The organism is Paenibacillus sp. FSL R7-269 (assembly GCF_000517865.1).
Lineage (GTDB): Bacteria > Bacillota > Bacilli > Paenibacillales > Paenibacillaceae > Paenibacillus_AQ.
In genome coordinates this window covers 62665-77889 of the sequence record NZ_ASPS01000147.1, presented here as the reverse complement: position 1 = coordinate 77889, position 15225 = coordinate 62665, and the positions used below count along the sequence as shown (strand labels likewise).

The 15225-nt window shown below is 56.9% G+C and carries 11 protein-coding genes; all 11 read left to right on the top strand.

Going from position 1 to position 15225, the window contains the following annotated elements; translation table 11 throughout:
- The 11 genes from C162_RS34920 to C162_RS33250 all read left to right on the top strand — a co-directional run bounded on the left by C162_RS34920 (position 1) and on the right by C162_RS33250 (position 15184).
- Positions 1 to 480 carry a YtxH domain-containing protein gene (locus tag C162_RS34920; protein ID WP_084649125.1) on the top strand — a complete coding sequence of 160 codons (480 nt, stop codon included), beginning with the start codon at positions 1 to 3 and terminating at the stop codon, positions 478 to 480.
- A gap of 224 nt (positions 481 to 704) precedes the next feature.
- Positions 705 to 1511, top strand: a complete 807-nt coding sequence (gene racE / locus C162_RS33295) for a glutamate racemase (protein ID WP_036702270.1) — start codon at positions 705 to 707, stop codon at positions 1509 to 1511.
- A 253-nt stretch (positions 1512 to 1764) separates the two neighbouring features.
- Complete coding sequence (locus C162_RS33290; protein ID WP_036702268.1) at positions 1765 to 2973, top strand: M14 family metallopeptidase; 1209 nt, start codon at positions 1765 to 1767, stop codon at positions 2971 to 2973.
- Positions 2974 to 3439: 466 nt separating this feature from the next.
- Complete coding sequence (locus C162_RS33285; protein ID WP_036702266.1) at positions 3440 to 4816, top strand: FAD-dependent oxidoreductase; 1377 nt, start codon at positions 3440 to 3442, stop codon at positions 4814 to 4816.
- Positions 4813 to 5751, top strand: a complete 939-nt coding sequence (locus C162_RS33280) for a carbohydrate ABC transporter permease (RefSeq protein WP_036702264.1) — start codon at positions 4813 to 4815, stop codon at positions 5749 to 5751. Before C162_RS33285 ends, C162_RS33280 begins: the two co-directional genes overlap by 4 nt.
- 25 nt (positions 5752 to 5776) lie before the next feature.
- Entirely contained in the window at positions 5777 to 6613 is an 837-nt protein-coding gene (locus tag C162_RS33275) for a carbohydrate ABC transporter permease (protein WP_036702263.1), read from the top strand.
- 102 nt (positions 6614 to 6715) lie between these two features.
- Entirely contained in the window at positions 6716 to 8095 is a 1380-nt protein-coding gene (locus tag C162_RS33270) for an ABC transporter substrate-binding protein (RefSeq protein ID WP_051494122.1), read from the top strand.
- A gap of 82 nt (positions 8096 to 8177) precedes the next feature.
- Positions 8178 to 9926, top strand: a complete 1749-nt coding sequence (locus tag C162_RS33265; RefSeq protein WP_036702261.1) for a sensor histidine kinase — start codon at positions 8178 to 8180, stop codon at positions 9924 to 9926.
- Entirely contained in the window at positions 9907 to 11511 is a 1605-nt protein-coding gene (locus C162_RS33260) for a helix-turn-helix domain-containing protein (RefSeq protein WP_036702259.1), read from the top strand. The genes C162_RS33265 and C162_RS33260 overlap by 20 nt, the downstream gene beginning before the upstream one ends.
- Positions 11512 to 11665: 154 nt before the next feature.
- Positions 11666 to 13018 (top strand): FAD-dependent oxidoreductase, encoded by a 1353-nt coding sequence (locus C162_RS33255; RefSeq protein ID WP_036702257.1) that lies wholly within the window; start codon positions 11666 to 11668, stop codon positions 13016 to 13018.
- Between the two features lie 24 nt (positions 13019 to 13042).
- Complete coding sequence (locus C162_RS33250) at positions 13043 to 15184, top strand: family 16 glycoside hydrolase (protein ID WP_084649123.1); 2142 nt, start codon at positions 13043 to 13045, stop codon at positions 15182 to 15184.
- The last annotated feature ends 41 nt before the right edge of the window (positions 15185 to 15225 follow it).

Sequence of the window (15225 nt, the reverse complement as noted above, 5' to 3'; positions counted from 1 at the left end):
ATGATGAAAAAAGATAGCAAAAGCTTGCTCTGGGGCGTACTTGCCGGCAGTATTGTAGGATCGGTGACAGCGCTGCTGTTCGCCCCTAAGCCGGGTAAGGAGCTGCGTAAGGATATTGCCGAAGGCACAACGGAAGCGGTGGATAAGGTTCAGGTGATTGCCGGCCAAGCCAGCGAGAAGACTACAGAAATCTATGGTAAGGCTAAAGAAGCGGTTGTCTCGGTGGCGCATGAGGTGAAGGAATGGAGCAAGTCCGCTAAATGTGCGGTGGAAGAAGCCGATGTAGCCACAGTAAGCGGTATTGCTGAGCAGGCTGTAGAGGTCACAGATGCAGTGGAAGCTGTAAAAGATGAGATCGCTGCTTATGAAGCTGCGGAGCAAGCCGCCGTGGCTGACGCTGAGATCGAAGCTGTGACTGGTACAGATACAGCTGTAGCTGAAGCTATCGAGGATGGCAAGACCGCAGGGAAGCTGTCCTAAGCTTGATGTAAAAGATATGGAGCCGTTTTCCGCTGAACAGGCGGGAGGCGGCTTTTGCGTGTTACGGCAGGCTTCGGGTGGGTCTGTATTATGGCTCCTCTAGCTCCCTACTTGAACTGAACCGGCAAATGGGGTATTATCTGCAATTGGGGCTGAAATCCTGGTACACATTATTCCAGCCTTACATAAGCTACACAAAACGAGTTAAAGGATGCGGTGTGTTCGTGCAGCAGGCAATAGCAATATTAGACTCAGGTGTAGGAGGATTGACCGTTGTCAAGGAAGTGATGCGACAGCTCCCCCGGGAGAAAATCATCTATTTCGGCGATACGGCAAGAGCCCCGTACGGACCCCGTTCCACTGAGGAAGTGAAATTGTTCACTGAACAAATCGTGGACTACTTAATTCAATTTAATCCTAAAATGATCGTCATTGCTTGCAACACAGCAACAGCAGCAGCTCTTAATTATATCTCCGCCAAGGTAGCTATTCCTGTGATCGGAGTCATTCACCCCGGTGCCCGCGCTGCCATCAGCGCATCCAAGAGCGGACAGGTCGGCGTGATCGGCACAATTGGTACGATTACAAGCGGTGCCTATACGGCGGCGCTGAAGCAGCTGTCTCCCTTTGTTCAGGTGGTCAGCCAAGCCTGCCCGGCGCTTGTGCCCTTCGTAGAGCAGGGGTTATTCCGCTCGGAGGAGAGCCATCTGGCGGTGGCCGAATCACTGAACGGCATCAAGTATGAGCCGATTGACACGCTGATTCTCGGCTGCACTCATTATCCGTTCCTGGTCGAGCCGATCGGTAAGGTGATGGGACCCGGCGTCAAGCTGATCAGCTCGGCGGATGAGACGGCACGGGAGATCAGCACCATCCTCTACGATAAAGGCCAGCTGGCGCGCGGGGATGAGAGTCCGATTCACCAGTTCTTCTGCAGCGGAGATGCGGAGATCTTCCAGCGGATCGCCCGGGACTGGCTGGGCGAGCAGATCAGCCGGACACCTGTTGTATGGCAAGTATCCACTCTGTAGGATGAGAGCATTACAGCGGCGAACTGAATAGGGACAAACCCCTTGCAGGGAATGTCCGGAAGATGAGACCGGGAGGGCTTCCCGGTCTTTTGCTGCTGGATTCTTCGTGGACAGTTCTGCACACCTCCGAGTTGTTACATTTCCACATGACACGTTGCTGCTGCTCATATACTAGGCGTGAGGGCCGGTTCCCGCATGTCATCACGCAAGATGTAAGGGACGCAGGCACAAGAGGGCCAGGAGGATGAGACCTATGCAGCAATACATTGCCCGCAGGGGAGACACCGTAAGCCGTATCGCCGCAAGACACGGATTGACACCGGAGCATGTCATACAAGGAAATCCATGGGCTGGAAGCCAGCCCTACTTATATCCGGGCCAGGTGCTGTTCCTGCCGTCTGCACCGCGCAAGCGGTATGCGGTGCAGACGGGGGACGATGCGCAGAGCATCGCGTCCTTGTTCGGGGTGGGCGTAGATGAGCTGGAGATGCTGAATCCCGGGGTAAGCTCGGGACGCGTCTGCCTGCCGGGTAAGGTGCTGGTAATTCCGGCAGTCACCCGGGGGACAGCGGTCTATCTGCGCGGGGAATACGGCCCGGCTGAGGTAGAGGCGGATGCTGCAAGGCTTGCGGCCCGCTATTCTTGTGCCGGCAGCGAAGTTATAGGCCACAGTGTACTCGGCAAGCCGCTCCGCCTGCTGCGGATCGGCAGCGGCCCGCGCCACCTGCATGTGAATGCCGCGCTGCATGCCAACGAATGGCTGACGGCCCCATGTCTGATGCGCTTCATAGAAGAATATGCTGCCGCGTATGAATCAGGCAAGGACTGGCACGGACGTCAGCCTGCGGACTGGCACCGGGACTGGACGCTCTGGGCTGTGCCGATGGCGAATCCCGACGGCGTCGAACTGGTGCAGGAAGGGGCGATGCCGGACCATCCTCATTATGCGCAGCTGATGAGGTGGAACAGCGGCAGGCGCAGCTTCCGGCACTGGAAGGCGAACATCCGCGGCGTCGATCTGGGGGACCAGTTCCCCGCACACTGGGAGGAGGAACGTGCCCGGCGGCAGGTGCCCGGCCCGGCTCCGCGCGATTACAGCGGCCTTGCGCCGCTTAGTGAGCCGGAGGCGGCGGCGCTGGCGGCGCTGGCTGAGCGTGTTCCGGGCGATGCGGCCGTCTCGCTGCACAGCCAGGGGGCTGAGATCTACTGGAACTACCGGGGCTATGAGCCGCCGGAGAGTAAGGATTGGTCAGTTAAGCTGGCAGCGGCCAGCGGCTACCGGGCGGTGGAGTTGACCGGCAGCGACGCCGGGTACAAGGACTGGTTCATCGAGCGCTTCCGCAAGCCGGGCTTCACCGTCGAGCTGGGAGTGGGTAAGAATCCGCTGCCCCTGGCTGATTTTGAGGATATGGCGCTGGACACAGGCCTAATTCTCAGTGCGATTCTGTCAAATTTGAAATAAAAATGAAACAATCTCTGCAAATTTGCGTAAGATAACAGCAAAGGGCACGGCCGCAATCCTGACCAACTGATGCTTTGCGGCTGTATCCTTTTTTTGCGTGGGAATGAAGAGCACAAATGCCCCTGATATCGGCAAAAGTGGGCTAGGTGAGCAAATGAAGAGCAGAAGTGCCCCTGATTCCCGCCTCGCGCCGATTTTCTGCGGATTCAGGGGTATAAATCCCCCTGAATTCCTCAAAAGTGGGCCAGGTGAGCAAATGAAGTGTATAAATCCCTCTGAATCGGCTGATCATCCAACTCAGCCCCATCAGCCCGCCCACATCACCCCCGAAGAGTCAAAATAATACACATCAACCCGTATGAAAGCTATACCGTACTCACAAAAGTCTCTTGCTAAAATTAGTACATAGAAGAGTGGCAGACGGCTTCAGCACAAGAGGGATGTCTGCCGGGAAAGTGAGGGCCTTATGGAGAACGGAACATATACACTTAAAAGTAAACCCATCCCGCTGAATACCGCCTACGACGTCATTGTTGTCGGAGGCGGTCCGGCGGGCTGCGCCGCCGCAGCGGCGGCGGCAAGAGAAGGGGCGCGGACCCTGCTGGTTGAAGCGACCGGCAGCCTGGGCGGAATGGGAACCTCAGGCCTGGTACCGGCCTGGTGCCCCTTCTCAGATAAAGAGAAGATGGTCTACCGGGGTCTGGCGGCCAAGGTGTTCAATAATCTGAAAGCACAAATGCCGCACGTGCCGGAGGAAGCGATGGACTGGGTGCCGATCGAGCCGGAGAAGCTCAAGCGGGTCTATGACGATCTTGTCACGGAGTCCGGTGCGCATATCCTGTTCCTGACCACCCTTGCGGATGTGGACAGAGACGACAACGGCAACATCACCACCCTCCTCCTCCTGAACAAAGGAGGTCTGCAGGCCTTCCGCGCGGCTGTCTATGTCGATTGCACGGGGGACGGTGATGTCGCCGCATGGGCCGGAGCCGAGTACCAGATGGGGGACGAAGCGACCGGCGAGCTTCAGCCGGCGACCCACTGCTTCATCCTTGGCAACGTGGATGATTACGCTTATCAGAATGGGCCGAAGCTGCATGCGGAGAACCCGCACAGCCCGATCCATAAGGCTGTCCGGTCGGGGGAATATCCGGCAATTCCGGACACCCATTTGTGCAACAATCTGGTTGCTCCGCGTGCCGTAGGCTTCAATGCCGGGCATCTCTGGGGAGTCGATAATACGAATCCCTTCTCCGTATCCGGGGCACTGGTAGAGGGGCGTAAGCTGGCAGCTGCCTACCGGGATATGCTGGCCGCTGTGCACCCCGCAGCCTTCAGCAATGCGGTTGTCATGAGCACGGGTACACTGATCGGAACACGGGAATCCCGGCGGATTACTGGCGATTACGTTCTGACGGCGGAGGATTACATCTCCCGCCGGAGCTTTGAAAATGAGATCTGCCGCAACAGCTACTTCATCGATGTGCACGGCACACAGAAGGAGCAGCAGAGCGGCGTCGGGTCGAGCCAAGCCATTACGCTCTACGGGCCCGGAGAATCACACGGCATACCGTACCGCTGCCTTACGCCGCGCGGGCTGCGCAATGTGCTGGTCGCCGGCCGCTCGATCTCCTGCGACCGCAGGGTGCTCGGCAGCGTCCGGGTGATGCCAGTCTGTCTGGCGATGGGCGAAGCTGCCGGACTCGCTGCAGCCCTGGCTGCCGCTCATGGCGGCGGCGATGTGCATGCCGTGGATGTCTCCCGGCTGCGCAGCCGTCTGAAGGAAGAGGGCGGCTATCTGCCGGATATGGAAGCAGAAACTGCAGGGGAGAGAATACGATGAGTGAATCTGCGGTTACGCGAAAAACGGCCAAGCCCGCAGCCGGCACGTATTGGACGCGCAAGAGACGGGAGCAGCTCGCCGGATGGCTGTTCATTGCGCCGGAGGTCATCGGGATGCTGGTCATCGCGGTGTTCCCGCTGCTGTTCAGCCTGTTCCTCAGTCTGACGGAGTGGAATCTGGTCGGCGGGTTGTCGGCAATCAACTTTGTGGGCCTCGATAACTTTATCGAGCTGTTCAGGGACAACCGCTTCCTGCTGGCCCTGAAGAATAACGTACTGTTTACCGTGGGCACCGTGCCGGTCACGATGCTGTTGGGTGTAGTGCTCTCAGCGCTGATTCATAAGAAGCTGTATGCCAAGACGTTTTTCAAGGTCGCTTTTTTTGTACCGTATATCTGTTCCACGGTAGCCATCGCGGCAGTCTGGCAGGCACTCTACCATCCGTCCAAAGGGCCGGTCAATCAGATTCTGATGCAGCTTGGGGTCTCCGAACCGCCGCGCTGGCTGGTCGATACCAGCTTCTCGCTGATTGCCATTATGATTATCTATGTCTGGCAGCTGCTGGGCTATCAGATGATTATTTTCCTGGCGGGAATGACGAATATTCCCGAGGAGCTGTATGAGGCGGCGACAATTGACGGGGCCAGCGGGATCGGACAGTTCCGGCGGATTACGCTGCCGCTGCTGGGGCCGACTACCTTTTTCCTGGCGATCACGAGCACGATCTCTTCCTTCAAAATCTTCGATATGATAAAGTTCCTGACCAGCGGCGGTCCCAACTATTCCAGTACTGTTATCGTGTACCAGATCTATGAGGAAGGCTTCGAGCGCTTCAAAATGGGCTATGCCTCGGCAATGTCCTGGGTGCTGTTCCTGATCATTATGCTGGTGACCTCCATTACCTGGATGACCCAGAACCGTAAAGTCCATTACTAGCCCAAGGCGAAAGGAACGAAAGGCAATGACAATGAAAAAACTTAAGCCCGGCAATCTGATCTTCACGGTCCTGTTCGCTCTGTGCTCGGTATTCTTCCTGATGCCGCTGGTGTGGATGCTGTCGGCCGCCTCGAAGACGGAGAAGGAGGTCTGGACCTTCCCGATTCAGTGGATTCCTACGGACTGGAATCTAATCGCCAACTTCAAGGCGGTCTGGATGGGTGATGTGGCATTTGGATTATTCTATATGAACTCGCTCAAAATCGCCCTGATCTCCACCCTGGCGACCATCGTCATCTCGGCTATGGCCGGTTATGCGCTCGCTAAGCTGGATTTCAAAGGCCGGGCGCTGATCTTCACCCTGATGCTGGCATTCATGATGATTCCCGAGCAGGCCACGCTTGTTCCGCGCTATATTATGATTAAGGAGCTCGGCCTCTACGACTCTCATGCCGCGCTGATTCTGATGGGGATGTTCTCCAGCTACTTCACCTTCCTGCTGCGCCAGTTCATGATCGGCATTCATAATGATATGCTGGAAGCGGCCGAGCTGGACGGCGCCGGGTTCTTGCGCATCTTCTGGAGTGTCGTGCTGCCGCTGAGCCGCCCGATTCTGGCGACGGTTGGGATCATCAAGTTCATCTGGACCTGGAATGATTACCAGGGGCCGCTGATCATGCTGAATTCGACCAAGCTGTACACCATTCCGCTGGGGATGCAGTTCTTCAAGGAGGAATTCGGCACGCAGATCTCCGTCATGATGATGGCCTCCGTGGCTGCAATTCTGCCGCTGCTGGTCCTGTTCCTGATCCTCCAGAAGCAGGTCATTAACGGGATTGCCATTGGAGGCGTCAAAGGATAAAGGTCAAAAAAGTGTACGCGCACACCGCATAGCTGTACACGGTGTGCGCGGGGCTTCAATTGTATAATGAGCTTGCAAAACATAAAACTAGGGGGAATTGCTGTGAAGAAACTATCAATCATGCTCGCCAGTGTGATGCTTATGCTCTCGGTCACTGCGTGCGGCGGAAATGGCGGGAACGGGGCGGGCAGCTCAGCGGCCACCGATGCGCCGGGGTCTGCGTCAGCTGAACCGGGTACTGGAAGCAGCGGCACAGACGGGACGGCTGGCAAAGCCAAGATCAAATTCTACACCTTCAAAGCCGATAAGCCGGAAGAGCCCATCTACCAGGCCGTTCAGGCATATAACAAAGCTCAGGATAAAGTGGAAGTGGAATATGAATCCCTGGTCCAGAACAGCGACAGCACGGATTTCATGAAGAAGCTGGATATTCTGGTCGCAGGCGGTGAAGTGGTCGATGTGTTTATGACCGGGAACGAGGATGAGCTGCTGGAGCGTGCTTCGCGGGGAGTTGTGGAACCGCTTAATTCTTTTTTTGAACAGGAAAAGATCACTCCCGAGGATGAATATTCCAAGCTGCTGAAGCTGGAGGATAAGGTCTACGGCATTCTGCCCAGTTCCACGCAGTGGCTGACGGTCTTCAACAAGGATCACCTGGAAGCCGCAGGGCTGACCCTGCCTGAGATGGGCTGGACCTGGGATGATTTCCGCGACTATGCCAAGAAGCTGACCACTCCGGAGCATTACGGAACGTACTTCCACACTTGGGGCGAATATCCGAACATTATCGCATACACCGAGAAGCCGCATCCGCAGCTTAGCGCCGACTTGAAGCCGATTTTTGACGATCCGTCCTTCGAATACTTCTTCAACCTCCGCCGCACGATGGAGAAGGAAGATAAGAGCGCGGAGCCGTATGCCGATGTGCTGGCCTCGAACTATCATGTGCTGCAGCAATTTTTTGCCGGTAATGCCAGTATGCTTGCGGTGCCAAGCTATGCTGTCCGGGCGGCGCTGAATCTGGAGAAATTCCCGCATGAGTTCCAGAGCATGTACGCCCCGCTGCCGCGTTCGGTGGACAGTAAGGAGCTGGGCATGACGAATATTTCCGGCGGAGGCCTGGCCATGGGCGCGAAATCAGCGAACAAGGAAGCCTCGTACGACTTCATCCGCTGGATGTCGAAGGAATCCTACAAGTTCACCAAGGAGATTCCTTCGTTCAAGGGCGTGGACGGAGCGGAGCTGATCAACAGCTTTTTCGGGGAAAATACAGACCTGATCGATACCGCCTCCCTCACCAAGACGCTGTTCGATCCGAATATTAAAATGCCTGACTCCTTCAGCGTGCCGTACGGCAGCGAACTGAAAGCGATTGTGGAGAACGGCTTCGCCAGCTTCATTCTGGATAACCGCAGCTTCGATGAGGTCAAGAATGAGATGACAGCGGAAGTCGAGAAGGTAGTTTCTGCCAATCAGAAATAACGGATGAAGTGCAAGGGCAGCAGTGATTTTGGATTATAATAGGGACGTTGAAGCTTTCATTACAGTGCGGGGTGGAATTCTTATGAAATGGTTAAGCCGTTTTTCCTTCCATCGCAGACTGCAATACACGTTCCTGATCCTGATCCTGCTGCCTTTTGTTGTCGTTACGTTCTGGTCCTATACCTCTGTGCGGGAGAATGTGAGCGAGAAGATCACGCGTTCCAATGAGGAGACCCTGAAGGTCATCGGCAGTCAAATGGAAAAAACGGTGGACAGCATCTCGTTTGTCTCGGTGTATTTCTCTGAGGCATATGATCCGGCCGTGCTGGAGAGTCTGCGTTATCTCAAAAATACCGGGAACTTCGGAAATTACGGAGTGTATACCCATTACAACAAGCTTAAGACCACGGCCAATATCCTGTCGGTGCAGTCGCTGGATGCCGATCTGCAGATCATGCTGGTCAACCGGGAGAACCGGATACTGATCGGCAATCAGAATATTCCAGTGTTCTCTGTGCTGCCGAAGACTCTTCTTCAGGAGAGCAGCAGGCTGGATGAGCGGGAAAAAGTGTCGCTGCAATGGTTCCCCTACGGCGGCACCCCCGCTGCACCGGATTATTATTATGCTGTACGCTTCATTACCGACCCGCTGAATCAGGACAAGCTGGCCACGCTGTACGTGGGCATTCCGAGCCATTACTTCCGCAGCCTGCTGGACACGGGCAATGCGGTGAGCAGGCTCACGCTGATTGATCAGAAGGGTCGGAGCATTGCTGTCACCGGAGAAGCGGCTAATGCGGATGAAGGCCCGCTGCTGGTCAGTGAGGTCCGTATTCCCAAGGTGGGTTGGCTGCTGACCAGCAAGACGCCCCGCAGCTCCATCGACAGCCATATCAACCGGGAGTTTCTGGTGTCAATCTCGCTGATTGGACTGTTCTTCCTGGCGTTTCTGGTCCTGTCTATGCTGTGGGCCGGATATATGAACAAGCCGATCAGCCTGCTGCGGGCCAGCGTCAAGCAGTATGTCGGCGGCAACCGCGCGGTGCGGATACCCGTCAAGGGCAAGGATGAGGTGGCGGTGCTGTCGGCGGCCTTCAATCAGATGCTGGAGGATATGAACGGGCTGCTGCAGCAGGTCGAGAGTGAGCAGGAGGAGAAAAGGCGGCTTGAGCTTCAGGCGCTGGCGGCGCAGATCCGGCCCCATTTTCTGCTGAATACGCTCAATTCGATCAAGGTGGATCTGCTCTTAAGCGGTGATCCTGGACACGGGGCCATGATCGATGCGCTGATGAAGCTGCTGCGGGTGTATGTGCATGTGGATAAGCCGCTGGAGCTGGCGGAGGAATGCAGGGTGCTGGGCAGCTATGTCCAGGTGATGCAGATCCGCAACCGTCTGGATATCGCCTGGGAATGCGAGGTAGGCGAGGAGGAAGGTGCGGTGATGCTGCCCCGGCTGCTGCTCCAGCCCATTGTTGAGAATGCAATCAGCCACGGCTTCTCCGCCCGTCCGGACCATCCGGCGATCCGGCTCGAAGCAGCGTTCGAGTCAGATCTGCTGCGGATCAGCATCAGCGATAACGGCCGCGGAATGCCGGAGGACAAGCTCCAGCGCCTGAACCGGCGTCTGCAAGGAAGTGAAGACCCGGCGCTCTGGCCGGAAAAAGGAGTCGGGCTGGTCAACACAGCACGCCGTCTACAGGTGTTGTACGGATATCGCGCACGGCTGAGCGCACAGGCAAGAGAAGACGAAGATGGCATGACGTTCACCCTATATATCCCCGTGACCCGGGAGAAGGAGGCGGTTCCCCTTGATGACCCTGATGCTGATTGACGATGATGTCCCGATGCTGGAATATGTGGAATATCTGCTCGGGTCCTTGGGGCTGGATCTGAAGCTGGTGGCTTCGGCGTTTAGCAGTGAAGACGCGCTGGAGCAGTTCCATACAGCACTGCCGGATATAGTGATTGTGGATATCGGCCTGCCGGGGATGGACGGGCTGGAGCTGGCGGATGCCTTCAGGATCACGAAGCCGGAGGTGCGCCTGATTTTCCTGACCTGCTATGAGGATTTCCATTACTCGAAGCGGGCAATCCAATTGGAGGCCGATGATTATCTGATCAAGGATGAGCTGTCGCCTGAGCAGCTTAAGAGCAGTCTCGCCAAAGCGATGAGCCGCTTCAAGACCCGGGAGGAACTGCTGGAGCGCTACTCTTTCCGCCAGGCGATTGAGCGCAATAAGGAAGTGCTGAAGCAGAGCTTCCTGAAGCAGCTGTTGTCGGGTGCAGCGGGCCAGGAGAACACGCTGGAGTTCGGCGAACGGTTGGGTATCTCCTGGAAGCACCCCTTTCTGCGTCATGGATTCCTTCATATGGATGCCGCATCTGTCACCGAGCGTTACCGGTACAAGGATATCCCGCTGATCCATTCAGCCGTGAACAATATTGCACTGGAGCTGTCTGCTGCTGCTGAGGCTTCCATTACACCGATTATGAGCCGGAACGCCGATATTTATCTGGTCTGGAATGTGGCGGACCCCCGCCTTACAGAGAACAAGCTGGCTGAATTCATGCAGGCGGTACAGGATAAGGTGGAGCAGTATCTGAAGATTACCCTGCGGGGGTTCTATTCGGAGTCCTGCGCACCGGTCCGCAGCTTCGATGTGTTATACAAGACACTGACGGATTGCCGTGAAAATAACTTCTATCAGTCAGTGACGCCTGTATCTCTGCTTGAGGAGCATGCGGATTTCGGGCAGACATTAGAACGGCGCGGGGAAAAGGAACGCGGCATGCTGTCCTTGGCACTTCTTGATCAACAGGCCGCCTGGATTGATCTGGCCGTGAATCAGTGGACACAGCAGGCTATGGCGGAGCGGCTGCTGCCGCGGCTGGTGAAGGAGACCTGCGGGGATCTGGTGCGCCAGCTGGCCTTCGAAGCCGGAGGGCTGGCCGAGGAGGACTTCTTCACGCAGCTGGAGCAGACGGTGCATATCGGGGAGGCTGCCAGCTTGACCAAGCGGGAGCTGCGGAGTCTGTGGCGGCAGCATACTCTGGCACCCGCAGCTGCTGAGGAGAAGGATGTCCGGCTTCAGGCGGTGGATAAGTATCTGGAGGAGCATGTGGACCGGATGGTCACCTCTACCGATATGGCAGAGCATCTGCATCTGAATGCCAGCTACTTCTCCCGCTATTTCAAGAAGCTGTCCGGCGTGAACTTCACTGATTACGTGAACCAGTACAAAATGAATATGGCCATCACCATGCTGGCCCGCCCGCACGAGACCGTCGAGAATGTCGCCTACACCCTCGGCTTCTCGGACCGGGCTTATTTCTCCAAGGTGTTCAAGAAATACAGCGGCCGGAATCCCAGCGAGTATAAGGCCGGGCCGGCGGAGGAGGACGGCAGAGAGCCGTAATCGAACGAAACTTCATACATGATCTAATAGAACGGCACGAAGCCCTATAAGTCAAAACTGTCCACCGTAACAGGCAATCAGTCTGCACGCTGTTGCAGCCCCCGTCTCACTATAATGGTGAGGAGTCTAAGTATAGCTTCAAGGAGGAACAACGATGAATAGAACTGTATTTACCTTGCCTGCGGAGGAGATCACGGTATCCCGTGAGGTGGATGTGCTGGTTGCGGGCGGCGGGCCTGCGGGCGTCGCAGCGGCAATAGCAGCTGCCCGCAGCGGGGCGCGGACGCTGTTGATTGAGCAGCGCGGCTTCCTGGGCGGCATGGGCACGGTTGCCCTTGTACCCGCCTTCTGCCCTTACAGCGACGGGGAGAAGGCCGTGGTACGCGGCATCGGCCTGGAGCTGCTTGACCGGATGAAGGCCGGATGTGAGCCGGAGTTCCGCGAGCGCTTCGGGGCGGAGCTGGACTGGGTGCCGATCGACCCGGAGGTGTTGAAGCGTGTCTACGATGAGGCGGTTACGGAGAGCGGAGCGGAGGTGCTGCTCCATACCGTGGCTAGCCAGACGGTGATGGATGAGACCGGCCGAAGCATTGAGGGCGTGGTGATCGTCAACAAGTCAGGCCGGAGTCTGGTCCGCGCCCGAACGGTTATTGATACGACTGGCGACGCCGATCTGGCCGCCCTGGCGGGTGCACCGTTCCATAAGGGCGGAGAATCCGGCGAGCTTCAGGCCGCGACCATGTGCTACCTGCTGGCGAATGTGGACCGGCAGCGTTTTGAAGAATACCGGAATGAAAGCGGTGACACCGATCAGATTCACCAAGCCGTCCAGCAGGCGCAGGCGGACGGGAAGCTGCCGCAGGGCCGGGACTCCGTCTCGGGCCTCGCTTGGATTGCCGATTATCTGGTCGGTGTGAATTTCGGCCACGTGTTCGGCATTGACGGCTCCCGCGCAGAGGATCTGACCCGGGGCGCCATAGAAGGACGCCAGCTGGTTCACCGCCAGCTGGAATTCTTCAAGGCTTATGTGCCCGGATTCGAACAGGCCCATCTGGTATCCACCGGCGAACAGATCGGTATCCGCGAGACGCGCCGGATTGTCGGCGATTACGTGCTGACCCAGGAGGACTTCATGAATATGGCTTCCTTCCCGGATGATATTGCCCGTAACAGCTACTTCATCGATATCCATATGGCCCGCAGCAGCGGGGCGATGCATATCCACCATCTTCCGCCCGGGAAGTCGCACGGTGTCCCTTACCGCTGCATGCTGCCGGTGGGCCTGGACAATGTGTGGGTGGCGGGGCGCGCCGCCTCCTCGGACCGTGTCGTGCAAGGCTCCCTGCGGGTGATGCCCAACTGCTTCGCCATGGGCCAGGCGGCGGGTATGGCGGCGGCGATGGCAGCCGGAGCGGAGGGGCAGAGCCGGAGCGTGGATCTTGCTAAGCTGCAGAAGGAGCTGGTGCAGCAGGGAGCATGGCTAGGGGAATCCTTAGCTGCTTTATAAATATTCTGCGGGAGCGTGATCCGAATGACAACAAGAGGGTATCGCAGTGGAGCTATGAATCCGGCACAAGGCAAGCCGCGCAGGTGGCTATACCGTTTCTGTATGCCGGGGCTAATTGGCTTGCTGCTGTTCAGTTTGCTTGCAGGCATGTCAGCTCCGGTGGCTAACGCGGCTGGAACCACCTATTACGTCGATGCTGCCCAGGGCAGCGACACCAACCCAGGCACTGGAGAAACGGCAGCCTGGAAGACGCTGGGCAAGGTGAACAGCATGACCTTCAGCCCGGGGGACCGGATTCTTTTGAAGGCAGGCAGCGTATGGAATGATCAGTATCTGGACCTGCATGGCTCCGGGACGGAGGGGAATCCGATAACCGTGGACCGCTACGGTAGCGGGGACAAGCCGTTGATCAACTTCGGCAACATAGCGGTGGGCGGGGAGGGCTTCGGTGTCCGGCTGCGCAATGTCTCCTATTGGGAGATTAATAATCTGGAGATCACGAGCGGGCAGCATGCCACAGATATGCGCAGAAGTGGAGTGCTGGTGGTCGGTGAAGGCTCAGGAGCCGGGGATTTCCGGCATATCACCATCCGCAATCTCGATATTCATGATATTTTCGGCACGGACCGCCGTACAGGGGGCATTAACTTTCATGCGCGCGGAGCGGGTACCGCACCAGAGAGCACCTGGGATGGCATCCTGATCGAGAATAACACCATTACGAATGTGGCGGATACGGGGATTCAGACGATGACGGATGCTTTTCTGAATAGTGCCTGGACCCATAAGTTCGACGCCTTCCGGGGAGTGGTCATCCGGGGCAATACCGTGGAGCGAATCCACCGGGACGGCATCCTGGTCAGAGCCGGGGTATCCCCGCTGATCGAATACAACAAAACGAAGTCCATCGGCGAAGCTTGTGATATTGACACGGCTGTGGTGAACTATCTGGACAATATCGCTGTCGTGGCGGCGCAGTGGGCCTATTATACAACCGGTGCGGTCTTCCAGTACAATGAGGCCTCAGATACCCGGATGCTGGAGGGGGACGGTCAGCCCTGGGACTTCGACGTTGAAGTGCATGACAGCATCTACCAGTACAATTACAGCTATAATAATCAGGGCGGCACTTTGCTCGTTATGAATAACACGAACAATAATATTTTCCGCTATAACATAAGTCAGGATGATCTGGACGGCAACGGGGCGTTCCATCTGGTGAGCGGCGGGGGTAACCTGCAAATCTACAACAATATCATCTACCGTTCCGGTACACAGAACCGGGCGCTGACTCATGCGAGCAATACGGGAATGGTTAATAATACGAATAATATTTTTTATAATACAGCCGCAGGCCAATACACGAACAGTCCAAGAATGACGTACAGCCATAACAGCTTCTACGGCGCGAATGCCAATGTCCCAAGCGATCCTTACTCGATCACCGGCAACCCCGGGCTCGTCAGCCCCGGCACCGCAACCGGACGCGACTCGGCAGACGGCTATAAGCTGCTCCCGTCCTCTCCGCTGATCCATGCAGGTATAGCTGTGCTGGACAATGGGGGTCTCGACTACTTCGGGAATCCGCTCTATAACGGTGCGCCGGATGTAGGGGCGTTTGAATTCCAGGGTACGGTTACACCGCCTGCGGTGCTGTTCCAGGAGGATTTCGAGGATAATGATTACGCCGGCTGGACTACCTCCGGGGGAGCATGGAGTGTGGCCGATGACGGGACCAAGGCGTTGTCGCAGAACTCCGGGACAGGCGAAGCGCTTGCCTATACAGGCGATGCTGCCTGGAGGAATTACACCTATTCGGCCAGAGTCAAGCTGCTGAATGCTTTTGGCAACGTGGGCTTGCTGTTCCGTTATGCTGACGCTTCCAATTACTATATGTTCCGGCTGAATGATTCAGGCGACAAGGCGGAGCTGTTCAAAAAAACTGCCGGCACGCTCACCATGGTCAGCAGCACGACTACTTCCGTTACGCCCGGCCAGTGGACGGAGCTGAAGGTAACGGTCAGCGGCAGCACGGTTACCGCCTACGCTGGAGGTGTCCAGCTGCTTCAGTGGACGGATACGGCGGCACAGCCGGCCGGAGGGAAGATCGGTCTGCGGATGCATTCCAGCACCGCACGGATCGACGATATTAAGGTGACGGAGTAAACATAGGGTATGGTTCGGGAGGATTCGATTAAATTTTACTT

What these genes read in the sequence shown, in the direction of transcription:
- C162_RS33275 (WP_036702263.1), top strand. Translation starts at nt 5,777, where the DNA reads ATGACAATGAAAAAACTTAAGCCCGGCAATCTGATCTTCACGGTCCTG.
- C162_RS33255 (WP_036702257.1), top strand. Translation starts at nt 11,666, where the DNA reads ATGAATAGAACTGTATTTACCTTGCCTGCGGAGGAGATCACGGTATCC.
- C162_RS33265 (WP_036702261.1), top strand. Translation starts at nt 8,178, where the DNA reads ATGAAATGGTTAAGCCGTTTTTCCTTCCATCGCAGACTGCAATACACG.
- C162_RS33280 (WP_036702264.1), top strand. Translation starts at nt 4,813, where the DNA reads ATGAGTGAATCTGCGGTTACGCGAAAAACGGCCAAGCCCGCAGCCGGC.
- C162_RS33250 (WP_084649123.1), top strand. Translation starts at nt 13,043, where the DNA reads ATGACAACAAGAGGGTATCGCAGTGGAGCTATGAATCCGGCACAAGGC.
- C162_RS34920 (WP_084649125.1), top strand. Translation starts at nt 1, where the DNA reads ATGATGAAAAAAGATAGCAAAAGCTTGCTCTGGGGCGTACTTGCCGGC.
- C162_RS33260 (WP_036702259.1), top strand. Translation starts at nt 9,907, where the DNA reads ATGACCCTGATGCTGATTGACGATGATGTCCCGATGCTGGAATATGTG.
- C162_RS33290 (WP_036702268.1), top strand. Translation starts at nt 1,765, where the DNA reads ATGCAGCAATACATTGCCCGCAGGGGAGACACCGTAAGCCGTATCGCC.
- C162_RS33285 (WP_036702266.1), top strand. Translation starts at nt 3,440, where the DNA reads ATGGAGAACGGAACATATACACTTAAAAGTAAACCCATCCCGCTGAAT.